This is a genomic window from Myxococcaceae bacterium JPH2 (assembly GCA_016458225.1).
In the GTDB taxonomy this organism is placed as follows: Bacteria; Myxococcota; Myxococcia; order Myxococcales; family Myxococcaceae; genus Citreicoccus.
This window is the reverse complement of sequence record JAEMGR010000003.1, coordinates 212,555-236,185: the sequence shown is the minus strand read 5'-3', so window position 1 is coordinate 236,185 and position 23,631 is coordinate 212,555. Positions and strand designations below refer to the sequence as shown.

General features: G+C 72.0%; 16 protein-coding genes. 12 read left to right on the top strand and 4 right to left on the bottom strand.

Annotation, left to right across the window (positions count from 1 at the left end):
- Positions 1-3: 3 nt before the first annotated feature.
- On the top strand, positions 4-2,220 hold the full coding sequence (locus tag JGU66_05660) for a SpoIID/LytB domain-containing protein (protein ID MBJ6760240.1): 2,217 nt from the start codon (positions 4-6) through the stop codon (positions 2,218-2,220).
- 118 nt (positions 2,221-2,338) lie between these two features.
- On the opposite strand, the gene JGU66_05655 is transcribed toward JGU66_05660, so the two are convergent.
- Positions 2,339-3,682, bottom strand: coding sequence for a sigma 54-interacting transcriptional regulator (locus JGU66_05655; GenBank protein MBJ6760239.1), 1,344 nt, complete (start codon positions 3,680-3,682; stop codon positions 2,339-2,341).
- A gap of 148 nt (positions 3,683-3,830) precedes the next feature.
- Here JGU66_05655 and JGU66_05650 point away from each other — a divergent pair, with 148 nt between their 5' ends.
- The 5 genes from JGU66_05650 to JGU66_05630 all read left to right on the top strand — a co-directional run bounded on the left by JGU66_05650 (position 3,831) and on the right by JGU66_05630 (position 9,923).
- Entirely contained in the window at positions 3,831-5,783 is a 1,953-nt protein-coding gene (locus JGU66_05650) for a hypothetical protein (protein ID MBJ6760238.1), read from the top strand.
- Between the two features lie 139 nt (positions 5,784-5,922).
- Positions 5,923-6,597: a DUF4142 domain-containing protein gene (locus JGU66_05645; protein MBJ6760237.1), complete on the top strand. Its 675-nt coding sequence runs from the start codon at positions 5,923-5,925 to the stop codon at positions 6,595-6,597.
- 96 nt (positions 6,598-6,693) lie between these two features.
- Entirely contained in the window at positions 6,694-7,641 is a 948-nt protein-coding gene (locus JGU66_05640) for a hypothetical protein (GenBank protein ID MBJ6760236.1), read from the top strand.
- A 12-nt stretch (positions 7,642-7,653) separates the two neighbouring features.
- Positions 7,654-8,412 (top strand): ATP-binding cassette domain-containing protein, encoded by a 759-nt coding sequence (locus JGU66_05635; GenBank protein ID MBJ6760235.1) that lies wholly within the window; start codon positions 7,654-7,656, stop codon positions 8,410-8,412.
- Positions 8,409-9,923 carry an ABC transporter permease subunit gene (locus JGU66_05630; GenBank protein MBJ6760234.1) on the top strand — a complete coding sequence of 505 codons (1,515 nt, stop codon included), beginning with the start codon at positions 8,409-8,411 and terminating at the stop codon, positions 9,921-9,923. Before JGU66_05635 ends, JGU66_05630 begins: the two co-directional genes overlap by 4 nt.
- Here the strand turns inward: JGU66_05630 and JGU66_05625 are convergent.
- Both JGU66_05625 and JGU66_05620 read right to left on the bottom strand, forming a co-directional pair.
- Positions 9,897-10,874: a COX15/CtaA family protein gene (locus JGU66_05625; protein ID MBJ6760233.1), complete on the bottom strand. Its 978-nt coding sequence runs from the start codon at positions 10,872-10,874 to the stop codon at positions 9,897-9,899. The two genes, JGU66_05630 and JGU66_05625, sit on opposite strands and share 27 nt — an antisense overlap.
- Positions 10,875-11,304: 430 nt before the next feature.
- Positions 11,305-14,205 carry a sigma 54-interacting transcriptional regulator gene (locus JGU66_05620; GenBank protein MBJ6760232.1) on the bottom strand — a complete coding sequence of 967 codons (2,901 nt, stop codon included), beginning with the start codon at positions 14,203-14,205 and terminating at the stop codon, positions 11,305-11,307.
- 156 nt (positions 14,206-14,361) lie between these two features.
- Between JGU66_05620 and JGU66_05615 the strand changes: the two genes are divergently transcribed.
- Positions 14,362-15,474, top strand: a complete 1,113-nt coding sequence (locus JGU66_05615) for a hypothetical protein (protein ID MBJ6760231.1) — start codon at positions 14,362-14,364, stop codon at positions 15,472-15,474.
- 8 nt (positions 15,475-15,482) lie between these two features.
- On the opposite strand, the gene JGU66_05610 is transcribed toward JGU66_05615, so the two are convergent.
- A complete protein-coding gene (locus JGU66_05610) occupies positions 15,483-16,889 on the bottom strand; it encodes an NAD-dependent succinate-semialdehyde dehydrogenase (protein ID MBJ6760230.1) in 1,407 nt (468 codons plus the stop codon).
- Between the two features lie 140 nt (positions 16,890-17,029).
- Between JGU66_05610 and JGU66_05605 the strand changes: the two genes are divergently transcribed.
- The 5 genes from JGU66_05605 (at position 17,030) to JGU66_05585 (ending at position 23,602) form a co-directional block, all read left to right on the top strand.
- Complete coding sequence (locus JGU66_05605; GenBank protein ID MBJ6760229.1) at positions 17,030-18,754, top strand: sigma 54-interacting transcriptional regulator; 1,725 nt, start codon at positions 17,030-17,032, stop codon at positions 18,752-18,754.
- A gap of 218 nt (positions 18,755-18,972) precedes the next feature.
- Positions 18,973-19,716 (top strand): hypothetical protein, encoded by a 744-nt coding sequence (locus tag JGU66_05600; GenBank protein ID MBJ6760228.1) that lies wholly within the window; start codon positions 18,973-18,975, stop codon positions 19,714-19,716.
- A gap of 689 nt (positions 19,717-20,405) precedes the next feature.
- Positions 20,406-20,711 (top strand): hypothetical protein, encoded by a 306-nt coding sequence (locus JGU66_05595; GenBank protein ID MBJ6760227.1) that lies wholly within the window; start codon positions 20,406-20,408, stop codon positions 20,709-20,711.
- Between the two features lie 48 nt (positions 20,712-20,759).
- Complete coding sequence (locus JGU66_05590; protein MBJ6760226.1) at positions 20,760-22,868, top strand: protein kinase; 2,109 nt, start codon at positions 20,760-20,762, stop codon at positions 22,866-22,868.
- Positions 22,865-23,602, top strand: a complete 738-nt coding sequence (locus JGU66_05585; protein MBJ6760225.1) for a hypothetical protein — start codon at positions 22,865-22,867, stop codon at positions 23,600-23,602. The genes JGU66_05590 and JGU66_05585 overlap by 4 nt, the downstream gene beginning before the upstream one ends.
- Positions 23,603-23,631: the final 29 nt, after the last annotated feature.

Genomic DNA, 23,631 nt, shown 5'->3' with positions numbered 1-23,631 from the left:
TTCATGGGGTGGGCCGCCGTGGTCGCCACGCTGCTGGCGGCCTCTCCCACCTTCGTCACGCGGGGCGACGTGACGCCCGAGGCGGACCTTCGTCGCGAGGCGGAGGCCGCTTGGGCGTCCGTGGAGGCGGTGTACGTCGCCCAGGCCGGGAGCGCGCCCTCGCGGGCTCCCGGCACGGTGGTGCTCCAGAAGGGCAGCGTGATGGCCCCCGAGCGCAACGCGCAGGGGCGCCCAGGGCTGGTGGAGCTGCGGCAGAACACGCCGGGCGTGCTGGAGGAGCGGCTGCGCGTGGCGCTGCGCCACGAGCTGGCGCATCAGCTCCTGTGGTGGGCCTGTCCCGCGTCCAGTGAGGACCGGCTCTTCCATGAAGCGTTCGCGCTGATGACGAGCGGCGAGCTGTCCGCGTGGCGCGAGGCGCCGTATCAGTCGCTGTCGCGCGCGGCGGCGGAGGTGGCGAGCGCGCCCTCCGTGGACACGCTCCGGGCTCGGCGCGCGCTGGCGCGAATCCTGGGAGAGAGCCAGGGCTTCCCCGCGGCGCTGACGCGCCGGCTGCGCCAGTGTCAGGACGGGGCGCGGTGGCTGGTGCCGCTGTCGTTGGAGGAGCTGGCGGACGTGGCGGTGCGCGAGGCCGCGCCCGCGACGCTGGTGCTCAGTCGTCACTCGGGCGAGGTGCTGGTGGCGGAGGGCGACGTGCGGCGAGCGCTGCCGTATGGCTCGACGTTGAAGCCCTTCGTGTATGCGGCGGCGCGTGAGCATCCGGTGCTGCCGCGTCGCGACGGCGTGCAGGAGTGGGCGTGTGGGCCGGGCTTGCCCGACGCGCTGGATGCGCGCACGGCGCTCCTGCGCTCGTGCAATGGGTACTTCCTGGATTGGGAGGCAGCGGGCTCGGCGCCCCGGTCGTTCGGGGCGTGGGGGCCGGTGCTGTCCGCGCTGGGGCTTGTGGGGGGCTCGGTGGACATGGCCGAGGCCATCGGGCTGCGCTCGACGCGGGCAGTGTCTCCGTGGGGAATGGCTCAGGCGTACCGGCTGCTGGCCGAGGCGCGTCCGGACGTCATGGCGTTGCTGGCGGACAATGCCGCGCGAGGGACGTTGAGTGACTTGCCCGCGTCCTCGGCGCTGGTGGGCGTGGCGACCAAGACGGGCACGGTGCGCGACGCGGCGAGCCGGCCGCAGCTCGGGTGGATTGTCGCGGTGGACGCGGACGTGGTGGCGGTGCTGCTGCGGCCCGGGAAGATGCCTCGGCAGTTCGCGGATGAGGTCTCGAAGGTCCTGGCGCGAGGGAAGGGGCACGGAGGCACGGAGGCCGCGCGCGTGCAGGTGCTGGGGTTGGTGGCTCCGAATGTCATCGAGGCGCGGTGTCCGGGGCTCGGGTTCGCGCTGGAGGCCGGGGTTCCGCGCGCGGTGCCGGGAGAGTTCTCCTCGCTGGCGGGCCTGGTGGAGAAGGGGTCGGCGGTATGTCTGGGGATGCCGTGGCGCGTGCGTTTCCCTGACGGAGCGGAGGAGGGGCGCGACTACGCGGGGGTGTTCACGTGGGACGTGCCGCCAGCGTATCGACCGCCGCCAGGAGTGCCGACGACGCCTCGGGCCTTGAAGGCGCGGCGGGGCTCGGACTTCGTCTTCCGCACGACACGGCTCCAGTACGTCGCGGGCGTGGTGACGGCGGAGGACGCATCGCTGTCGGGCGAGGCGCGCGTGGCGCTGGCGCGCGTGGTGGCGCACAACGAGCGGCACAGTCGACATCCAGACCGCGCTATCTGTGACACCACGCACTGTCAGGCCTTCCGAGGCACCGTGCGGGCGAAGAAGGAAGAGACGCGCGCGTTGTCGCTGCCGGCGCTGCCTTGGGATGCGTGGTTGCCGTTCTCCCAGGGCGGCGATGAGCCGTGGAGAGAGGAGCGCCGGCGCGAGCAGGTGGAGGCGGTGCTGGGGAAGGGGCTGGTGTCCCTGCGCTTCGAGGCAGGGCGCGTGCTGTACCTTCGCGGCGTGGTGGAATCAGGGACGCCATACGAGGACGCACGCACGCTGCCGTGTGAGTTGTTGCGCTCGGCGCTGAAGTTGCTGGCGTGCCCTCGGCGCGCCTCGTTCGACGGCGAGCGCGTGGTGTTCGAGGGCCAAGGCCAAGGCCACGGTGAGGGCCTGGACGTGGAGGCGGCCAAGGCCAGTGGCCTGTCCAACGACGCGCTGCTCAAGCGCGCCTATGGGAAGCCCGAAGCGCGCTGAGTCACTCCCGCCGCACGGTTGAGTAATCAACGCTCGTGGACAGAGTGTGGTCGCTCGACGCATTCGCATCCGGTTCGATGAAGCACGGATGCGGGAGCAGCGTCCCACTGACTCGGTGTCAGTCGGCGCGGTTCACGGTGAGCCGGCGCATCATGGCTCGCACCGTGGCTCCTGGGTCCGTGCTGCGGCCTCGGCCTACTTCGCCCAGCAGGGTCGCGGCTCGCACGGCGTTGCCTCCCGCGCGCTCCAGCGCCACCGACAAGGCCAGTCGCTCCAGTGTCTCCACTTCCTCGCGCAGGTTGAAGCTGCCCGCCTCCATGGCGCGTGACAGCGCGCTTGCGTCCACGCAGCCTCGCGCCGTGTGCTCCAGGCCCCGCTTCAACACGCGGCGTGGCAAGTCCGACGGGAGGATCTCCGCGCCCGCTCGCTTGTAGACGAGCACCTCGAACAGCACGTTGCGCAGTTCTCGGATGTTGCCTGGCCAGGGATACGCCTGGAGCGCGGCCAGTGCCTCGGGCGTGACGTGCAAGGGGCCTTGCGGCGCGGTGGGCTCCTCTCGCTGGAAGCGCGCGATGAAGTGCTCCGCCAGCGCGGGCAGGTCCTCCGCGCGCTCGCGCAGCGGTGGCAGGTGAATGCTCACGATGGCCAGTCGCTCGTACAGGTCCGCGCCAAACGCTCCCTTCGCGATGAGCTCGCGCAAGTCTCGGTTGGTCGCCGCGAGGATGCGGAAGTCCACCTTGCGCGGCTCGGACTCTCCCAGGCGCGTCACCACGCGGTCCTCCAGCACGCGCAAGAGCTTCATCTGGAGCGACAGCGGCGTGTCGTCGATTTCATCCAGGAACACCGTGCCGTGCTCGGCCGCCATGAGCTGCCCATCGAAGCCGTGCGTCGCGCCGGAGAACGCGCCCTTCGCGTAGCCGAACAGCTCTCCCTCCATCAGCTCATTGGGAATGGCCGCGCAGTTGATGGGCACGAAGCGGCCCTCGCGCCGCGCGCTCCAGACGTGCAGCAGTCGCGCGGTCACCTCCTTGCCCGTTCCCGTCTCGCCGGTGATCAGCACGGGCATCGACGTGCGTGCGGCGCGCGCCATCTGCTCCAGCACCGCGCGAGCCGCCGCGCTTCGCGCCACGAAGGTGCTCGCCTCGGTGGGCGCGGTCACCGGCACCGCCAGCTCCGCGAGCCGCGCCATCAATCGCTCGGGCCCCGTGGGCGCACCCAGCCACAGGGCGTCGTAGGCGCCCACCAGCGCGGCCTCGGTGGCGGCTTGGGGTGAGAGCTTCGCTCGCGACGCCCAGACCCAGGGCCGTCCTCCCGGGGGCGCGGACGGAACGCGTGCGCCGCTCGCCGTGTGCAGCACGACCACGTCCACCGTGCCTCGCGAGACGAGCTGGTGTCCCGCCGACGTCAGCCGCGCGGACAGCGACGACGGAGGGGGCGGGCCCTCCCACCGGATGTTGGCCATGCACCGAAATCAACCACCGGTCGCGCGGAAATCCAATTCGGTTTCGTCCCGAGGCCCTACCACCCATTTCGAGTGATTCCAGCAGGTTGGCGTGTGGCCTGGTGGATGCAGTGACGAGCAAGCGACTTCGAAAGGAAGGTCACATCGGATGTTGGACTTCATGGAGTCCCACGGGGTGCTGCTCGGGCTGGTGGTGGGCGTGCCAGTGGTGCTGCTCTGGCTCGTGTTCAAGGTGGGCTGCGTCGTCATCGGCGAGGGTGAGTCCGGACTGGTCATCAAGCGCTTCGGCGCGGCGCTCCCTCCCGGGCGCCTCATCGCGCGCAGCGGCGAGGCGGGTTATCAGGCGCGACTCTTGTCTCCGGGTTGGCACCTCGGGCTGTGGCGCTGGCGCTACAAGGTGACGCGCGTGCCGCTCATCGTGGTGCCGCCGGGCGAGGTCGCTCTGGTGGTGGCCAATGACGGCCAGCCGCTGCCCGGCGAGCGGCTCCTGGGGCGCGCGGTGGAGTCCGATGGCTTCCAGGACGCCGAGGCGTTCCTCGACCACGGCGGTGAGCGCGGCCGTCAGCTCTCCATCCTCACGGCGGGCACGTACCGCATCAACCCCGCGCTGTTCGACGTGGTGACCGTGGCCAACGCCAAGCGGCACGGCGTGGACCCCACGGAGCTGCGCGTGTTCCACGTGCCGCCGGACCGCGTGGGCATCGTGACGGCGAACGATGGTCGGCCGGTGCCGGCGGGTGACATGGCCGGTCCCATCATCCCGGACCACGACAGCTTCCAGCGTCCGCAGGCGTTCATCGACGCGGGCGGTTGCCGAGGCTTGCAGGAGGAGGTGCTGCTCGCGGGCGCGTGGAACCTCAACCCGTGGTTCGTGAAGGTGGAGCTGATTTCGCTCACGGAGATTCCCATCGGCTACGTGGGCGTCGTGGTGTCCTACGTGGGGCGCGAGCACCTGGACGTGTCGGGTGACACGTTCACGCACGGCGACCTGGTGGAGCGCGGGCGCAAGGGTGTCTGGGTGGAGCCGCTGTTGCCCGGCAAGCATCCGCTCAACACGCGGGTGATGAAGGTGGAGTTGGTGCCCACGACGAACATCGTCCTCAACTGGGCCAACCGCACGGAGGCGCACCACTACGACTCGCAGCTGTCCAGCATCCTGGTGCGCAGCAAGGATGGCTTCGGGTTCAGCCTGGACGTGTCCCAAATCATCCACATTGGCGCCAAGAACGCGCCGCGCGTGATTTCGCGCGTGGGCAGCATGCAGAACCTGGTGGACCACGTGCTCCAGCCGGTGGTGGGCAACTACTTCCGCAACTCGGCGCAGGAGGTGACGGTGCTGGACTTCCTGTCGGCGCGCAGCGCTCGGCAGCAGCAGGCCTATGACGCCATCCAGGTGGCGTTGCAGGAGTACGACGTCGAGTGCATCGACACGCTGATTGGCGACATCGTGCCGCCCGCGGAGCTGATGAAGACGCAGACGGACCGGAAGATCGCCGAGGAGCTTCAGCGCACGTACGAGGTGCAGCGCGAGGCGGAGGTGAAGCGGCAGGACCTCCAGCGCGAGCTGGCCATCGCGAACATCCAGTCGGAGGTGGTGCGCAGCGAGCAGCAGGTGCGCATCTGCGAGCAGAACGCGCGCGCGCAGGTGGAGACGGCCAAGGGTGAGGCCGCGTCCGTGCGAGCCCGCTCGGAGGCGGAGGCCGAGTCGCTCAAGTGCGTGGGCCTGGCGAAGGCGGAGGCGGAGGCCGAGCAGGTGGGCCGCGTGGGCGCCGCGCGGGCTCATGCGGAGGCGGAGGCCGTGCGTCAGGTGGGTCTGGCGAAGGCGGAGGCGTATCGCATGGGACAGGAGGCGCTGGGCTCGGCGGCGTACACCGCGATGCAGATCGCCACGGTGCTGGCCGAGCACGGCGTGAAGCTGGTGCCGGACATCGCGGTGGGCGGTGGCCAGGGCGGGCAGTCCGGGTTGGCCGAGGCGATGCTCGCGCGCATGTTCGCGGCGACGCAGGGCCTGCCGATGACCGCGAAGGAGCCGGTGAAGAACGGCGCGCCGGCCGCTCGCCCACCGGCCGTGTCGGCGGGTGAGCCTCGCAAGGCGCTGTAACGCCGAGGTGTGGTGTCCGGGCGCGTCTCCCCACGGGTGCTCCGTTGCCCCGTGGGGAGGGACGGGCAGGCGGGCTCGGATTGCCGCGGCTCGTCACTCATTCCCAGCTTCCCTCGGCGTCACTCGATGGGAGGCAGACATGCGCAAGAACACGTGGAGCAAGCGAGCCGTCCTGGCCACGATGATGACGGGGGTGCTCGGTGTCGGCGTCGTCGCGCACGCGGACGACAAAGACAAGATGATGAAGCAGGACAAGCAAGTGGGCGAAGCCGCCGCCAAGCGAGAGAAGTACGTGGGCAAGCTGGCCCTCTTCAACGCCAAGCAGATCGCCTTGGCACAGCTGGCCGAGAAACAGGCGACGGATCCACAAGTGAAGGCCTTCGCCAGCCAATTGCTCCAGGACCACCAGAGCAATCAGTCGGACCTGAAGGCCTGGGCACAGAGCAAGCAGATCGAAATCGACACGGTGGACCTCTCCGGCAATCAGGAGGGCGTGGGTGGCTCCGGCGCTCAGCAGGGCTACAACGACAAGATGAAGAACGTCGGCGAGAAGCTGGGCAAGCAGATCGACGAGGACCGCAAGGAAATCAACGAGCTGAAGGCCAAGCAGGGCAAGGAGTTCGACAAGGCCTTCTTGTCGCGCATCGCGGACGACCAGAAGGACGGGCGCGAGCTGCTGAACGACGGCCGTCGTGAGTACAAGAACGACGCCACGTTCCTCGCGCTGCTCAACAAGACCGAGACCGTGGTGGACAGCCACGAGAGCACGGCGAAGCAGCTCGAGAAGCAGATGAAGGGCTCGATGATGCGGTAGCCCTCGCGATGTAGTCCGGTGGGCGTCCGGGGCTCGGGCTGGTTGACGCGGCCCGGGCCCGGCGCCTATCCCGGCTTTATGCGGACCGGGGCCTGGATGACGGGGGCAGTGCTGGCGACGGCGCTGTTCCTCTCCTGTGCCACCCCCGCGCCTCCGCCCCCGGCGGTGCCGCTCGTCGGCGCCACGTCCGAGGGCCCCTTCGTCCCTGGTGCGCGCGACCTGTTCGCGGGCTGCACGCCGCTGCCGGACAGTCCCACGTCCCGCACCTGGCGCTGCGCGGGGATGTCCCTGTGGTTGGAGGAGCGTCAGGACCTGGAGCCCGCGCAGGCGCTCGCGGAGGCTCGCTCTCGGGTCATCGCGCGACTCGGCGCCTCGGGGCTGACGGAGTCGCGCGAGTCGCTGCCGCTCGCAGGGGAGTCGTGGCCCGCGCTGCGCTTCGCCGCGTGTGCTCCGAATGGTGCGTGCCGCGCGTCTGGCTACGTCACGGTGGTGTCTCCCTTGGCGGGACGGCGTCGTCAGCTCGGCTGCATCGTTCCGGGGGCGGACCGCGCGGAGCTGGCGCGCTGCCTGGAGCGCTTCGAGTTCCTCGCCGCGCATGGCAACCCCGAGGGCGATGTGTTGGACCCCGCCGCGCTGCTGATGCCGCCGCGCCTGCCGTGGCGCGTGCTGACGGTGCCGCCCGGCTGTCGTCTGGCCAGCTCCACCAGTCGCTCCGGGCGCATTCGCTGCGAGGATGCGACGTTCTCGTGGAGCGTCTTCGCTCCGACCGAGAACACCACGGGGCTCGCGCGCTGGCGCGACCAGAGCGTGGCGGAGCTGCACGATGCGCTGCCCGGCTCGGGGCCCGTGGAGGAGGTGGACTGTCGGCTGGAGGTGCGGCCCACGCGCTGCTTCCGCTTCACCACGCCAGGGCCGCAGGGCGCGCGCGTGCTGTGGGCCGCCGAGGTGACGTGGCAGGGCGGCGCGCTCTTCGCGGCCTGCGATTTCCCGTCGAGCGCGCCGGGCTTTCCGGCTGCGTGCAATGGTGTGTTCACCCCTCGCTGAAGGACGGTGCCCGTGTACGAGCTGGAGGACGTGTCCAAGCGCTTCGGCTCCACCTGGGCACTGCATCCGCTGTCACTGAGGCTGCCGTCCGGCCGCACCACGGTGCTCCTCGGTCCCAGTGGCTGCGGCAAGTCCACGTTGCTGCGCTTGCTCAACGGCCTGTCGCGCCCGGACACAGGTCGCGTCCTCTTCGAGGGTCAGCCTTTGCCCCAAGACGGCGAGGCGCTGCTCGCCTTGCGTCGTCGCGTGGGCTACGCGCTCCAGGGCGGCGGGCTGTTTCCTCACCTCACGGGCACGCACAACGTCACGCTGATGGCTCAGCACCTGCGCTGGCCCGCGGCGCGCACGCGTGAGCGCCTGGACGTGCTCTTGGAGCTGACGCGCTTTCCCGCCGAGGCGCTGGCGCGCTACCCGGCGCAGCTCTCGGGAGGACAGCGGCAGCGCGTGGCGCTCATGCGCGCACTGATGTTGGATCCGGACGTGCTGCTGTTGGATGAGCCGCTGGGGGCGTTGGATCCGCTGGTGCGCCACGAGCTGCAAGCGGACCTGCGCGGCATCTTCGCGCGCCTGCGCAAGACGGTGGTGCTGGTGACGCACGACCTCGCGGAGGCGGCGTTCCTGGGAGACGACCTCGTGCTCATGCGCGAGGGGCAGGTGGTGCAGCAGGGGGCATTGCGTGAGCTGGAGGCTCGGCCCGCGGATCCGTTCGTCACGCGGTTCATCCAGGCGCAGCGACCCTTGCCGCTCCCTGGGGGCGAGGTGGCGTCGTGAGGGCGGTGTGGTGCGGACTGCTCACCGCGCTGGTGCTCGTGGCGTGCACGGAGGCGTCGGTGACGGAGGGCGGCGGGCCTCCGGTGCGAGTGGGCTCGAAGAAGTTCACCGAGTCCGTGCTCCTGGGCGAGATGGTGACGCAGCTCGCGCGCGGTGCGGGAGCCAACGCCGTGCACCGGCGCGAGCTGGGCGGCACCACCGTCCTCTGGGAGGCCCTGCGCCGAGGCGAACTGGATATCTATCCGGAGTACACCGGCACGCTGCGGCAGGAGCTCTTCTCGCGCCGCCACCTCGCGGACGACGCGGCGCTGGCGAAGGCGCTCGCCGAGGAGGGGCTGCGCATGAGCCGCCCGCTGGGCTTCAACAACACCTACGCCCTGGGCATGAAGGAGGCGGAGGCCGAGCGGTTGGGCATCCGCCGCATCTCGGACTTGCGCCAGCACCCCGAGCTGAAGGTGGGCTTCAGCAACGAGTTCATGGACCGCGCGGATGGTTGGCCCGCGTTGCGCACGCGCTATCAGCTCCCGCAGCGCGACGTGCGCGGGCTCGACCATGACCTCGCGTACCGGGGCATGGACTCGGGCGCCATCGACGTGACGGACCTGTACTCGACCGACGCGGAGATCGCCGCGTACGGGCTGCGCGTGCTGGAGGATGACCTGCATCACTTCCCGGCCTACGACGCCGTGCTCGTGTACCGCGCGGACTGGGCGGAGCGGGAGCCGCGGGTGGCGGACGCGGTGCTGCGGCTCGAAGGCCGCCTGTCCGAGCAGGACATGGTGGCGCTCAACGCCCGTGCGCGATTGGAGCGCGTGCCCGAGGCGCGCGTGTCCGCCGACTTCCTCGCGAGCCGACTGGGCGTGGCGGCGAAGGTTCGCGATGAGGGGACTGTTTCGCGCGTGTGGCGGCGGACTCGCGAGCACTTGTCCCTGGTGGGGGTGTCGCTCGCGGCGGCCATCGCGCTCGCGGTGCCGCTGGGGGTGCTCGCGTCGCGGCGGCCTCGGCTGGGGCAGGGCGTGCTGGGCTTCACCAGCATCGTGCAGACGGTGCCCTCGCTGGCGCTGCTGGTGTTCATGATTCCGCTGCTGGGCATCGGCTCGCGGCCGGCCATCGCGGCGCTGTTCCTCTACAGCCTCTTGCCCATCGTGCGGAACACCACCGCGGGGCTCTCGGGCATCCCGGGGGAGCTGCGCGAGTCCGCCGAGGCGCTGGGCCTGCCGCCGCGCGCGAGGCTGTGGCGCATCGAGCTGCCGTTGGCCGCGCCTTCCATCCTCGCGGGCATCCAGACCGCGGCGGTCATCAACGTGGGCACCGCCACGCTGGGCGCGCTGGTGGGCGCGGGTGGCTATGGCCAGCCCATCCTCACAGGCATCCGCCTGGATGACGTGGGGTTGATTCTGGAGGGCGCGGTGCCCGCGGCCCTGCTGGCCCTGCTCGTCAGTGGCGTGTTCGAACTCGTGGAGCGCGGGGTGGTGCCCCGAGGACTACGCCTGCGAGGCGACGCCCGATAGCACCGGCGCTTGCTTCGCGTCGTAGCCCGGCGCATCCACCGCGAGCCCGGACGCGCACAGCCGCACCACGCCAATCCACACGAAGTCCGCGAGCAGCAGGTGCACGAGCTGCATCCACACCGGCGCCAGCAACACCAGATTGACCATGCCCGCGCAGAGCTGCGCCGCGTAGACGATGACGAGCAGCATCGACGCGCGCCGCACCTCCGCCGACGGCCGCAGCCGCGCGACCACGCGACTGGCCAGCACGAGCAGCGCGCCCATGCCCACCGCGAGCAACGGATGCAGCACCCGCCGCCGCACCAGCACGTGCGCCGTGTCGGACATGTCCTGGCGAATGCCCTCGGCCAGGCTGGACGCGGGGAAGAGGGTGTCGCCCAGGGCGGCCACGGCGCCGCTCACGCCGAGCACCAGGAGCCCCACCACGCTCGCGGCCAACAGCACACCCGTCCAACCCTGTCCGCGCCACGTCGCGCGCGCGCGCCCCGCCGACCACCACACCACCAGCGTCTGCGCGCCCACCAGGAGGAACGTGTTGACCAGGTGGATGCCCATCCACACCGCGCGGCCCATGGACTTGTTGTCCGCCACGTACTCGAGCAGCACGAGGCCCGCGCCCACCAGGCCCTCGGTCAGCATGAACACCAGCGACATCACCGCCGCGCGGCGCACCGGGTGGCCCTTGGCGTGGGCGCGCAGGCCCCAGACACACAGCGCCACGGCCAGCACGGTGGCCAGGCCGCTCGTCAGTCGGTGGGTGTACTCGATGACGGTGGCCAGGGTGGGCGCGCGAGGAAGCACCTCGCCGTTGCACACCGGCCAGTGGGCGCCGCAGCCCGCCCCCGAGCCCGTGGCCCGAACGAACGCGCCCCAGAGGATGACGCCCAGGGTGTAGGCGAGCACCGCATGGCTGAAGACTCGGAACCGACGCGACGAGGCGGGAAACGTCATGGGGCCCGCACTAACGCATGCCCGCGCCGCGTGCCGCCACGTTCGCGATGGGCCGTCCATCAGCCCGCCTGCTCCCCGCGAACGGTCCACCGTATCCGGATACGCCCGGTCGGATGCTCCCGAGACCGCGTTTGGATGCACGGGATGATTTCCAAACGCGAGGAAGCGGGCTCCGCGCGCTGGCACGCGAGATGCTCTGTGTTGGCTTCGTGACGGATTTCGGAGGCGTCATGTTGGACGCCTCCTTGCCCCGGGCCGGTGCCCCCCCCTCGCCGACCCGCGGGCGTCTTTTCGAGGCCGTGAACGCAGCAGTCGTTGCACCCCGGGTCGGAGGTTCCCCCCCTGTCCGACCTGGGGTGTTCCTCGGCCCGAGGCTTCCCACAGGGGTGTGGGGAAAAGGGTGGAGCGCATCGCGGGCCGGGCTCCGGGCCTAGCCCGCGATGCGCATCTGCTCGGTCCCCAGGACCGCAGGCAGCGGCCCGAAGGCCATGGAGCGCTCGATGACGTTGCGCAGCTCGCGCACGTTGCCGGGCCACGGGTGCGCCACCAGCGCGGCCAGCGCATCCGGGCCCAGTTGCGGCGCCTCGCTGCCCTCGGGCGTGAGGTGGCGCACGAAGTGCCGAGCCAGGGCGATGATGTCCTCGCGGCGCTCGCGCAAGGGCGGCACGCGCACGGGCACCACCTGGAGCCGGTAGTAGAGGTCCTCGCGGAAGCGCCCCTCGCGCACGAGCTGCCCCAGGTCTCGGTGCGTGGCCGCCACCACGCGCACGTCCACGTGCGTGGGGCGTGTCTCGCCCAGCGGAAAGACCTCGCCGTTCTCCAGGAAGCGCAGCAGCTTGGGCTGCACGTCCAGCGGCAGCTCGCCAATCTCATCCAGGAAGAGGGTGCCGCCGTGCGCGGCGCGGATGACACCCGGATGGTCCGTGGCCGCGCCCGTGTAGGCCCCGCGCCGATGACCGAAGAGCTGTCCCTCGAAGAGATCGCGCGGCACCGCGGCGCAGTTGAAGGCCACGTAGGGATGATCCGCGCGGGTGGACAGCGTGTGCAGCGCTCTCGCGACCAGCTCCTTTCCGGAGCCGGACTCGCCCGTGACGATGACGGTGGCGCGGCTGGGGGACAGGCGCGCCAGCTCCGCGCGCAGTCGCTTCATGGGAGGCGAGGCCGCGATGAAGCCTGGGACCTCGGCGTCGGCTTCAGCGGGGGCCTCGGGCAAGGGGGCCTCGGCGAAGCCGCGCAGCGCCGCCACCTCCAGCGCGAAGCCCGCCAGCCGAGACAGCGTCGTGAGCAGCGCGCGGCCGTCCACGGGCAGGGGCCCCACCAGCCCCACCCGCAGGCGACGGCCACAGCCGTCCCCGAACTCCACCCACTCGGTGGCGGCCGTCGTGTTGTCGCCCAGGAGCAGCGTGGCGCCCCCCTGCGAGTCCAGCTCCTCCAGGCGCGGCGCGCGGCCGGGGAACAGGCCCTCCAGGATGGAGAGCAGCTCGCGCTGGAGCAGCGGCGCGCCCATGCCGCGCACGCTCAGGCGCTCGAACGGAACCACCAGCGCTTCGGCGCCCAGTCGCGGTCCGGCGGCCTGCGCGCGTGGCTCGGCGGCGAGCGCAGTCGGGGTCCCCGCGTCCGGAGGCTCGGGAGGAATCGCCACGCCCAAGCGGCGCAGCTCTGCTTCACACGTCGAGGACTGCTCAGAGGCCGCGAGGTCGCCCTCCGCGCGCGCCAGCCTCGCGAGCGCGAGCCGGGTGAGGGTGGATTCAGGCAGGTCGCCCGCGAGCCGGAAGGTGCCCAGGGACGCTTCCAGCTTCTCGCGCGCCTCGCGAGCGCGTCCCTCCCGAGCGAGCAGGAGTCCCTCGTGGCGGGTGAGCAGCGCCGTGTACCAGGCCGAGGGCAGCCGCTCCAGGAAGGCCTGGGCACGCCGCAGCGCCACGCGGGCCTCGACCAGTTGGTCCGCGTCCACGCGCGCGCCCGTCTCGGCCACCAGGCACTCGCGCCGGAGGAAGGGCCAGCCGCCCAGCTCCATCACGCGGGCGCCCGCGACCTGGAAGCCCTCGGCGGCGCGGGCCGCGTGTCCTTCGGCTTCATCCGCCAGCGCCTCCACGTAGCGCGCATACGCGGCGGTGAGCGGTCGCTGGATGGTGCCCGCGTAGGCCGCCAGCCGCCCCGCCAGCCGCCGCACGTCCGAGGCTCGCCCGGTGAGGCAGCCCAGGCGCGCGCGCTGCACCGCGAGGAGCGACGGCGTCCAGCTCAGCTCCTCCAGCACCGCGTCCGCTTCGTCGAGCACCGCGCGTGCTTCAGGGAAGCGCGCCAGTCGCAGCAGGGCCTCGGCCTCCGCGCGTCCGCAGAAGACGAACGAGAAGCCCCGCGCCATGCGTCCGCCGTAAGCCGTGTCGCGCGCGCGGCCCACCATGCGGAGGGCCTCGTCCGGAGCGCCGGCTTCTTCCAAGCGGCGCTGCGCGAGGAAGGCGAGGTTGCGCGCCTCCAAGAAGGCATAGCCCAGGCGCGCGGCACCCTGCGCCGTCTCGCGGAAGCGCCGCGTGGCGTGCGAGCCCTCGCCGTGAATCTGGGACTCATGTCCGCAGGCGTCCGCCGCGATGAGGCGCAGCGTGGGGTCCGCCAGCTCTGGCAGGCACTCGGCGACGCGGCCGGACTGCTGGGCCACGCGCTCGGCCTCGCCCAGGTAGAAGGCGCACGCCAGCTCCGCCATGCGCAGCTGGCACCGCAGCTCCGCGTCACCCTGCGGTGACAAGAGCGCCTCGGCGCGCGCCACGTGTGCCTGGACCTTGTCCGCGTCGAACAGCTTCCCGTCCGGTGAGGCGTACAGGGTCGCCGCGAGCGCGTGGACCTGCGCCTCCACGGCTTCGGGCAGCACGCCCGCGTGGGCCTCCGCCAGATGGGGCAGCAGCGTGGCGAAGGCGCCCCGGCTGTCCTCGCGTCCCCAGCGCTGAAGGTACGCCAGCGCGACCGCCGCCTGTGCGCGGGCCCCCGCTGTCACGAGCGTGCCCGAGGCGAGCAGGGCGAGCAGTTCCTCTTCGGCGGGGCGCCACTCCGCTCGGGTCAGCCGCAGCAGGCACGGCGCCAGGCGCGCGGACTCTTCGTCGCTCAGGGGCGGGCGGATGGATCCGAGGTGGGGCTCAGGCGCACCTCCCTCGGCGAGACGTCGCAGGGCCCGGGCCACCTGCCCGCGCGGTCGGCGGGCCTGGGGGGCCTCGGCCGGGAGTTCCCAGCGATAGACGGTGAGGGGGGTGACGCCCAGGCGGCGGGCAAAGGCCGCGCGGCTCAGCTCGCCCCGCAATGTGCGAATGGCCGCCGGAGCCAGCCCCGCTTCCCGCTTGTCCATGGTCTCCACGGCAGTCCCCTTGCGCGTCCCCCGGCCGCGCGCCCTTCAATGTGTCTGCCCCCTCGGGATTGCAAACGAATGGACATGCATGCCGGGCGGGCGGGGCTCCGAGCGAATCACTCCCTCAACACCTCGGAGAGTTGTTAGCGTCACCACGTGCCTCCGTCTTCTCCGTCCGAGCCTTCTTCCAACCCTCCCACGACGACAACGGATGAGCGGCTGACCCGCCTGGAAACGGCGCTGCGGGAGGGGCAGGCCCGGCAGGACGCGGCCCTGGAGGCGTGGGTGCGGCAGATGGGCCGGTTGCCCACCGCCAAGGAGCGCCGTCACTGGGACAAGAAGTGGCGGCATCAGGCCAAGCGCGATGCGCGCCGCGCCGAGCGCAACGCGCTGTCCACGCCCGTGAAGCGCGAGCCGCTGGTCGCGGGCGCGCTGACGGTCGTCGCGGTGGCGTGCGTGCTGATGGCGGTGCGCGACCGGGACATGTTCTGGCTCATCTTCGTGGCGCTCGGCCTGTTCCTCCGCGCCGCGCGGCACCTGCCGGACCCCGTGCCCGAGCCCACGGGAGAGACCACGCCCGAGTCGACGCGGGACGCGCTGCCCGCGCAGACCCAGGAGCCCGTCGCCGCGCCGCCCGCGCCCGTCGTCACAAAGCCCACGCCAGTCGCCACGCCCGCCGCGGCTCCTGTCGCCACGCCGCGCCCGGCCGAGCCGAAGGCCGCGGACCCTCGGCTGGCGCGCGTGGATGCCACCTGCGACAAGCTGCTCGGTGAGCTGCGCGCGGCGCCCGAGGTGCTGCGCGAGGTGGTCCACGCGCCCGAGCGCACGGTGCAGGCGCTGCGCGAGGGCTGCCACGCGCTGGTGCGCCGCGAGCACGAGCTGCGCGCCCTCCTCACGACCGAGGACGCCGAGCGTCTGGCGGCGGACCGCGAGCGGCTGACCACGCGGCTCGCCGCCGAGACGGACGAGGTGGTGCGCGCGCGGCTCCAGGGCGCGCTGAACGCGCTGGATGCGCAGCGTCGCCAGCGCGAGGACCTGCGCGTCGACGCGGACCGGCTGGAGGCCGAGTACACGCGGCTGTCGTACACGCTGGAGAACCTCTACGCGCAGGTGCTGCGCGTGCGCTCGGCGGATGCGTCCGGCGCGGACGTGGCGGGCGCGGGTCTGCGCCAGAGCGTGGAGCAGCTCGGCGCGGAAGTGCAGGCCGTCACCGAGGCCCTGGAGGATGTCCACGGCGGACCCTCGGGTGGTCGGGTCCGCACGCGCTGACGGCGAGGCTACTCGGTGGCGGCGCCCGCCGAGGGCCCCCGCGCCGTGCCCCCTCCGATGCGCACCGACTTGGCGTTCATGAACTCGCGCAGGCCCAGCGCGGCCAGCTCGCGCCCGTGGCCGGAGTGCTTCACCCCGCCGAAGGGCAGGCGCGGATCCGAGGCCACCATCTCGTTGACGAACACGAGGCCCGCCTCGATGCCGTCGATGAGCTGCTGCTGCTCCGCCGCGTCACGTGTCCACACGCTGGCGCCCAATCCGAAGGGCGTCGCGTTGGCGAGCTGGATGGCGTGGTCGACATCTCTCGCGCGCAGCAGCGTGGCCACCGGGCCGAACAGCTCCTCGCGGAAGGCGGGCGAGGTGGGCGGTGGATCCGCCAGGACGGTGGGCGGGTAGAAGTATCCAGGGCGCTCCAGCGGCGCACCGCCGAGCAACAGCCGCGCGCCGGCCTTCACGCTCGCGTCCACCTGCGCGCGCAGCCCCTCGAGGATGGAGAGCGTGGCCAGCGGCCCCACCTCCACCTGCGGATCCGTCGGGTCTCCCACCACGATGCGGGCCATGCGCTCGAGGAAGCGGCGCTCGAACTCCGCGGCGATCGACTCGGCGACGATGAAGCGCTTGGCCGCGATGCAGGACTGGCCGTTGTTGATGAGGCGGGCGGTGACGGCGGTCTCCACCGCGCGGTCCAGGTCCGCGCTCGGCATGACGATGAACGGGTCGCTTCCGCCCAGCTCCAGCACGACCTTCTTGATGGCTCGGCCCGCGGTGCCGCCCACGGAGCGTCCAGCGCGCTCGCTGCCGGTGAGGGTGACCGCCGCCACGCGTGGGTCCTCGATGATGCCCGCCACTTGCGGCACCTCCACGCGCAGCACCTGGAACGCGCCGCGCGGGAAGCCCGCTTCGTGGAACAGCTCCTCCAGCGCCTGCGCGCACTGGGGCACGCTGTCCGCGTGCTTGAGCAGCGCCACGTTGCCCGCCATGAGCGCGGGCGCGGCGAAGCGCACCACCTGCCAGAAGGGGAAGTTCCACGGCATGACGGCCAGCACGGCGCCCAGCGGCTGGTAGTGGATGAAGGCCTGTCCACTCCCCATGTCGATGGGTTCGTCGCGCAGCAGGGCCTCGCCGCGCGTGACGTAGTAGCGGCAGGCGGTAGCGCACTTGCGGGCCTCGGCGCGCGCGGACTCCAGCGGCTTGCCCATCTCCAGCGTCATCAGCCGGCCGTAGCGGTCCGCGTTCTCCTCCAGCAGTTCCGCCGCGCGCTTCAGCCAGCTCGCGCGCTCGACCACGGACGTGCGCCGGTAGGAGGGGAACGTCTCCGCCGCGAGCCGCAGGCGCTGCTCCACCTCGGCGTCCGTATGGGGGGCGAAGGTGCGCAGCGTCTGGCCCGTCGTCGGGTCGATGGTGGCGATGGCCATGGAGGCGTCCTCGGGCCTTGGGAAAAGGGGGGAGCCGGGTGATAGCAGTCCCGGCGCGCGAGACAACGCCGCGTGAGGCCGGAAGTCCAGGCGCGCACGCCTCGCCCCGGAGGTGTCACATCTTCTATACGTGGAGCGGCATGTCCCTCGTCCTCGTCCTGCCCGACGGTCGCCGTCTCCCTTTGGACAAGTCGGTGCTCTCGGTGGGCGCGGATGCCGCGTGCGACGTGGTGCTCGACGCGCCGGGGGTGAAGCCCAGTCATGCGCTCCTGTTCCGCGAGGCGCGCGGGTGGAGCGTGTCGCCCGCGGGCAAGGGCTGCGAGGTGAAGGTGCGGGGGCGCCGCGTGGACGTGGCGCAGCTCGCGAGCGGAGACAGCTTCACGGTGGGCCCGGTGACGGTGGAGCTGGCGGAGGCCGCGCCCGTCGCGATGAGTCCGCCGGTCCGCTCGCGCGCGCGGCTCGTGGAGGTGATGGCGGGGTTCGCGTCGCTGCTCCTGGCGCGTCGTCCGGCGGGCGAGCTGCTCGACGCGGTGATGCGGGGCCTCGCGGATGCGGTGAGCGCGGACGTCGCGTTCCTGGTGGTCCCCGAGGGGCGCGAGCGCCGCGTGCTGTGCGCCACGGGGCCGGTGCCCGAGGCCGCCGTGGCGGACGGCCTGGTGGATCGCGTGCTGGCGTCCGGTGCGCCGGTGCGGGTGGCGGACATCGCGGCGGACGCGGTGTTGGCGGGAGCCCCCAGCGTGGTGGCGCTGCGATTGGTGTCCGCGCTGGTGCTGCCCTTGCGCGCCGAGTCCGCGCCCCAGGCCGTGGTCTACCTGGGGCGATGCGTGGGCGCTCCTGCCTTCACGGCCGAGGAGCTGGAGGAGGCGCTCGCGGTCTCCTCGTTGGCGGCAATGCTCCTGGCCACCTCGCGCGAACTCACCGAGCTGCGGGCGCAGGTGGAGGGACTCACGCGGCGCATCGCGGCGGCCACCTTCGAGGGAATCATCGGCGAGTCCCCCGCCATGCGCGCGCTGTACCGGCAGGTGGAGCGGCTGGGGCCCACGTCGCTGCACGTGCTCATTCAAGGTGAGACGGGCACGGGCAAGGAGCTGGTGGCGCGCGCGCTCCATCGCCACAGCGGACGTCGCGGGCGGCTGGTGGCGGTCAACTGCGCGGCGCTGCCGGAGACGCTCATCGAGCGCGAGCTGTTCGGCCACGCGCGCGGCGCCTTCTCCGGAGCGGGCGCGGACCGGGCTGGACTGGTGGAAGCGGCGGACGGGGGCACGCTCTTCCTGGATGAAATCGGGGACATGCCGCTGGCGCTCCAGTCGCGGCTCTTGCGCGTGGTGCAGGAGCGCGAGGTGACGCGGCTGGGGGAGCACAAGCCGAGGCCCGTGGACATGCGCGTGGTGTCCGCCACCCACGCGCCCTTGAAGGCCGCCGTGGAGCGAGGCGCCTTCCGCGCGGACCTCCTCTTCCGCTTGGAGGAAGTGCGCGTGGACGTGCCGCCCCTGCGCGAGCGGGGGGAGGACGTGTTGCTGCTCGCGCACCATGTGCTGGGCCAGGAGGGGCGCAAGGCGCGGGGCTTCACGCAGAAGGCCACCGAGGCGCTGCGAGGCCACCCCTTCCCCGGCAACGTGCGCGAGCTCATCTCGCGGGTGCGGCGCGCGGCGGTGCTCGCCTCGGGGGAGCTGCTGGGGCCCGAGGACCTGGAGCTGGGGGCGGACGGCGCGCCCATGGTCCCGCTGGAGGACGCGCGCGACGCCTTCGTGCAGCGCTACGTGCGCGAGGCCATTGCCCGCAGCGGCGGCAGCAAGAAGGACGCGGCGGCGGCGCTGGGCATCGGCCTGCGCTCGCTGTTCCGCTACCTGGGTGAGGGGGACTGACACGCCGCCCACAGGGAGCGCTCGCGCGCGTGCCAACCCTGGCACGTTTCCCCCGAGCCGGAGGCCTCAGCGCGCACGTCTGCTCGCGTAACTCCGCGATATCGCACGCGGCCTGGCCCTGCGGCGCGGTGGGCACGCGGGTTGCGAAGGGGGTGCCTCGGCATGCGACGGCATCGCGCCGGCCGCATCACGAACGATTTCTCAAGGAGAGTCCGGTCATGAAGCACATGGTGGTGAGCCTGTTCCTGGCGTTGGCGGTCGTGGGTTGCGGGGACAGCTCCGATGGTGGAGACAAGGGCGGTGGTGGGGACAAGGACAACAACGCGCAGCATGGCGGCGGGCTGTGCAGCGCGAGCAATGCGTGCCCCTCCGGCCAGTTCTGTTTCAACGGCCTGTGCGCCATTGGCTGTCAGTCCAACGCCAACTGCGCGGCGGACCAGTACTGCGACACGTCGGATGGGGGCGGCGTGTCCTACTGCAAGAACAAGGTGGTGCCGACGTGCACCTCCGACAGCCAGTGCCAGTCCAACCAGTTCTGCATGGAGGGCCTGTGCAGCCTGAAGCCGCCCGAGGCCCCCGCCTCTTGCACCGTGGACACGAACACGTTCAACGACGGCTGTGACAAGTACTCCGTCTGCACGGACCCGGACGACGAGGGCTCCAAGAAGCCCTACTGCGCCAGCTTCCCGGCGTGCCCGGCGGACGGCGTGTGCCCCACGGGCCTGGCCGGTTCGGTGTGCAACGATGGCTTCATCCCCGCCAAGGGCCGCTTCTGCATGCCGGGCGTCTGCAAGACGGACGCGAACTGCCCCTCCAAGTGGAGCTGCGTGAAGTTCGTGGCGAACCAGGTGCTGGGCATGTGCAGCATGGGCTCGACGGGCTTCCCGTGCATGAACAACGACCAGTGCCTCAGCAAGCAGTGCATGCAGGGCATGCCGAACATGCCCGGCGTGTGCATGTAACGCACGCTCACCGCGACGCGTGAATGGGGGAGGGCGGTCTCGCGTCGCGAGGCTGCCCTTCCTCATCTGCCCGCGTAGAGTCGGTCCCTGCTCCGATGCCTCGTCTCGCTCCGCTCCTCGTCCTGGTCCCCGCGCTGCTCCTGGCGGTGGGCTGTCCGCTCGACATCCGCGTCCGCTGTGATGATGACGCTCCCTGCTCGGAAGGGGAGGCGTGCGTGCAGGGGGGCTGCGTCGCGGTGCGCGCCGAGCGCGTGGGGTCCGCGTGCGGCGTGGACGAGGACTGTGGCCCGGGAATGGACTGCGGCGGGGGCTTCCCCGGGGGCTATTGCCTGATGCGCTGCTCGGCGACTCAGGGCTGCCCAGCGGGGAGCGTGTGCGCGCTGGATTTGGGGCAGTGCTTGCGCGCATGCGGCTCGGAGTGCACGCGCGCGGGCTATGCGTGTGGCCAGGTGCCCAATCGCACGGGGCCGCTGTTCGCGTGTCTGCCCGTGGCCCGGACGGACGGGGGGACGGGGACCGATGGGGGCTCGACGACGGACGGGGGCACGGAGGTCGATGGAGGCGAGGAGGAGCGCTGCACCACGGACTTCACGTGCGCGTTGGACGAGCGCTGCGGGCAGCAAGGCTTCTGCGAGCCGGGAAAGCGCATTGGCGGTCACTGCACGGACACGTTCGACTGTCCGCTCCACGTGTTCTGCAACCCCGAGCGGGAGCGGTGCGAGCAGACCTGCAACCCCAACGCGTCCACGTGCTCCGCGGGGTACCGCTGCGCGGCGGACGAGGTCTGCGTGGAGAACTGCATGGAGGTCCCGGAGACGCTGGGGCTGACGTGCGAGAGTTCGCTGGACTGCGCGCGGTGCGGGTCGTGCTTGCCGTCGGGGGAGGCCGGGGGCGTCTTGCGGTGCCGGCAGCGGTGCGCGCTCGACCGGGACTGCCCGGGAGGGGCGCTGGGGGCCTGTGAGGTGGTGGGGACCACCAAGGCCTGCAAGCTGTAGCCGTCCCGGGTTGCCTGGCGGGGGGCGCTCCCGGAGAATGGCGCCGCGATGACGGGTGAAGTGCTGGCGGGCCGCTACCGCCTGGAGCGTGAGCTGGGCCGGGGCGGCATGGCGACGGTGTATCTGGCCACCGACCTGCGCCTGTCTCGACCCGTGGCGGTCAAGCGGATGCATCCCGGAGGCGACGGACGGCGCGCGGAGCGCTTCCGTCGCGAGGCGGAGCTGGCGGCCTCGCTCAAGCACCCCAACGTCCTGGAGGTCCACGACTACGGCGAGGACGCGGCGCACGGCCCGTACCTCGTCTGCGAGTGGGTGCAAGGTCAGCACCTGCGCGCCCTGGCCGAGTCCCTGGCGCCCGTCCCCGTGGAGGCCGCGCTGGTCCTGGCCTGGGAGCTGTCACGGGCCCTGGGGGCGGCGCACGCGCGAGACATCGTCCACCGGGACGTGAAGCCGGAGAACGTGCTGGTGGCGGAGGGAGGCCCGCTGAAGCTGGCGGACTTCGGCATCGCCGCGCTGGCGGACCAGGAGCGGCTGACCAGCACGGGAGGAATCACCGGCTCGCTGCCGTACATGGCGCCGGAGCGCATCGACACGGGGGCGTTCTCGCCAGCCTCGGACGTGTATGCGGTGGGCGTCATCCTGTTCGAGCTGTGCGCGGGGACGCTGCCGCACGCGGGCCAGGGCACGGCGCAGCTCGTGGCGACGGTGATGACGAAGGACGCGCCGTCGCTCGCGGAGGTCGCGCCGGGGACACCTGCTTCGGTGGTGGAGCTGGTGGCGAGGTGTCTGGCGCGTGATGCGCGAGCGCGCCCGGTGGACGGTGGCGCGTTGGCGGAAGCGCTGGCGGAGGTTCTCGCGCGTCAGGTGGGCCCGCCGGCGGAGATGTCGCGGTCGTTCTTCCTGGCGCCGGCCCAACGCGCCCAGGAGTGGAGGCACGCGCGCTTTGATTCCCTGCTGGCCGAGGGCCGCGCGCTCCTGGACCGAGGCGAGGGCGCGAAGGCCGCGAGGGTCCTGAACGCGGCGATGGCCCTGCGTCCCGGCTCGCCCGAGGTGGTGTCCCTGCTGCGAGGACGGCGAGGGACGCGCCGAGCGTGGGGCCCGTGGAAGGGCGTGGCGCTCGGGGCGGGCGTGTGCGTGGTGGGCGTGGGCGGGTGGGTGGTCGCGTCGTCGGTTCATGACGCCGCGCTGAATGTCTCGGCGCCGGCGCCGTCCGGACGCGACATGGCATCCACGGAGGCAGTCCATCCCCCCACCGCGCCGAGAGGTTCGCGCGCCCCGCCAGTCCCGGGGAGTGACGGGGTGGAAGGGGCCACGGCTCCGCGTGACGGCGTGAAGGCAGGGTCCCCGAGCACGGGCGAAGGTGCTGACGAGACGCGAGCCGGTTCCCACGCGGTGCAAGGTGGCGGTGCGAATGGGGCCGCGCCGCTCCCGGCGGATGGAACATCCACCGTGCCGCCCGCGAACCCGGTTCGGACGGGTACGCGCGATGGCCGAGGTCCGGCATCGCCCGAGCGCGCTCCCAGTGGGCGAGGCGCTGCACCCGATTCAACGTCGTCCGGAACCGTGGAGACGGCGGCCATCGGTGGTTCGCGCGCGGGAGGGAGCATGGCCGGCGCGCGAGATGTGCAGCCGGTGAGCGCGAACGACGCGGTTCGCGCGAATGCGCATGATGCCGCGCCCGCGAACCCCAACGCTGGAAGCCCTTCCCCCACGGAGGTGCCGACAGCGGAGGCAGCCCGAGCCACCTTGCGAGTGACGACGCGCCCCTGGGCCGAAGTCTTCGTGGAAGGTCAAAGCCGAGGCTACACGCCGCGCGTTCGAGAGCTGTCGTTGCCTCCAGGCACGCACCACCTCCGGCTCGTCAATCCGCTCTGCGACGCGGTGGAACTGTCGGTCACGCTTGGCGCGGGCGAGACGGTCGCGCGGGAAGTGGTGCTGCCGGTGCGCAAGGCGGAGGTGCTCGTGAAGGCCCGCCCGGGCGCGCGCGTGTTCGTGGACGGCGTGGAGGTGGGAACCGCGCCCCTGTCCGCGCCACTCCGAGTCGAGCATGGCCGTCACCTCATCACGGCGCGCAGCTCGGGAGAGGCACCGGTGCAGCGCGAGGTGGAGGGCGTGGCGGGGCAGCGCATCGAGGTGGTGTTGGAGGACGCGCCATGATGGGGCTGCCCGTGGTGGCGGTGCTCCTGGCCGCGTCGGTGCTCGACCCGGCGCGAGCGGCCTACGAATCCGGAGACCTCGCTCAGGCGCGCACGTCGCTGGAGGCCCTGCTCTATCCCATGCGCCTGGATGGCGATGCGTTGGAGTCCGAGGCGCATCTGCTCCTGGCCGCGACGTATCACGCGCAGGAGGATCCGACGCGCGCGGAGACCGAGGTGGTGCGCGGACTGGCCGCCGTTGACGGGACCGCGCGCTTGGATCCGCTCCAGTATCCGCCCGACTTCATCGCCTTCGTCGAGCGCGTGCGGACAGCCCAGGCTGAACGCATCGCAGCGCTCGCGATGGAGCGCCATCCTCGCCTCATTCCCGACGCGCGCCCTGTCGTGAGCGCGATGGGTGGAGCCACGAGTCCGAAGGCTGTCACGCCCGCCGCGATGCCGGGACCTTCGCGAGCGTGGTACCTGGCGCCGTTGGGCGTGGGGCACTTCCGGCATGGGCGGCCTGCGGTGGGCACGGCCTTGGCGGTGACGCAGGGCGTGTGTCTGGCGGTGTCGGGGGCCTCGTTGGGGACGGCGATGGCGATGCGCGGTCCGGATGGTCGCTACAGCGCGGCCGATGCAGGCACGGCCCGAGCGCTCAACGTGGCCTGGGTCGCGGGGGCCTATGCCTTTCTGGCCGCCTATGCCTACGGCGTCGTGGACGGCCTGTTGCTGGAGCCGTCACCCACGCACTGAGCCTCGCGTCTCGAACAGTGCCAGTCGGG

Excerpts from the sequence above, each read along its gene's own strand:
- JGU66_05660 (MBJ6760240.1), top strand. The coding sequence starts at position 4 with ATGGGGTGGGCCGCCGTGGTCGCCACGCTGCTGGCGGCCTCTCCCACC.
- JGU66_05655 (MBJ6760239.1), bottom strand. The coding sequence starts at position 3,682 with ATGGCCAACATCCGGTGGGAGGGCCCGCCCCCTCCGTCGTCGCTGTCC.
- JGU66_05650 (MBJ6760238.1), top strand. The coding sequence starts at position 3,831 with ATGTTGGACTTCATGGAGTCCCACGGGGTGCTGCTCGGGCTGGTGGTG.
- JGU66_05645 (MBJ6760237.1), top strand. The coding sequence starts at position 5,923 with ATGCGCAAGAACACGTGGAGCAAGCGAGCCGTCCTGGCCACGATGATG.
- JGU66_05640 (MBJ6760236.1), top strand. The coding sequence starts at position 6,694 with ATGACGGGGGCAGTGCTGGCGACGGCGCTGTTCCTCTCCTGTGCCACC.
- JGU66_05625 (MBJ6760233.1), bottom strand. The coding sequence starts at position 10,874 with ATGACGTTTCCCGCCTCGTCGCGTCGGTTCCGAGTCTTCAGCCATGCG.
- JGU66_05620 (MBJ6760232.1), bottom strand. The coding sequence starts at position 14,205 with ATGGACAAGCGGGAAGCGGGGCTGGCTCCGGCGGCCATTCGCACATTG.
- JGU66_05610 (MBJ6760230.1), bottom strand. The coding sequence starts at position 16,889 with ATGGCCATCGCCACCATCGACCCGACGACGGGCCAGACGCTGCGCACC.
- JGU66_05605 (MBJ6760229.1), top strand. The coding sequence starts at position 17,030 with ATGTCCCTCGTCCTCGTCCTGCCCGACGGTCGCCGTCTCCCTTTGGAC.
- JGU66_05600 (MBJ6760228.1), top strand. The coding sequence starts at position 18,973 with ATGAAGCACATGGTGGTGAGCCTGTTCCTGGCGTTGGCGGTCGTGGGT.
- JGU66_05590 (MBJ6760226.1), top strand. The coding sequence starts at position 20,760 with ATGACGGGTGAAGTGCTGGCGGGCCGCTACCGCCTGGAGCGTGAGCTG.
- JGU66_05585 (MBJ6760225.1), top strand. The coding sequence starts at position 22,865 with ATGATGGGGCTGCCCGTGGTGGCGGTGCTCCTGGCCGCGTCGGTGCTC.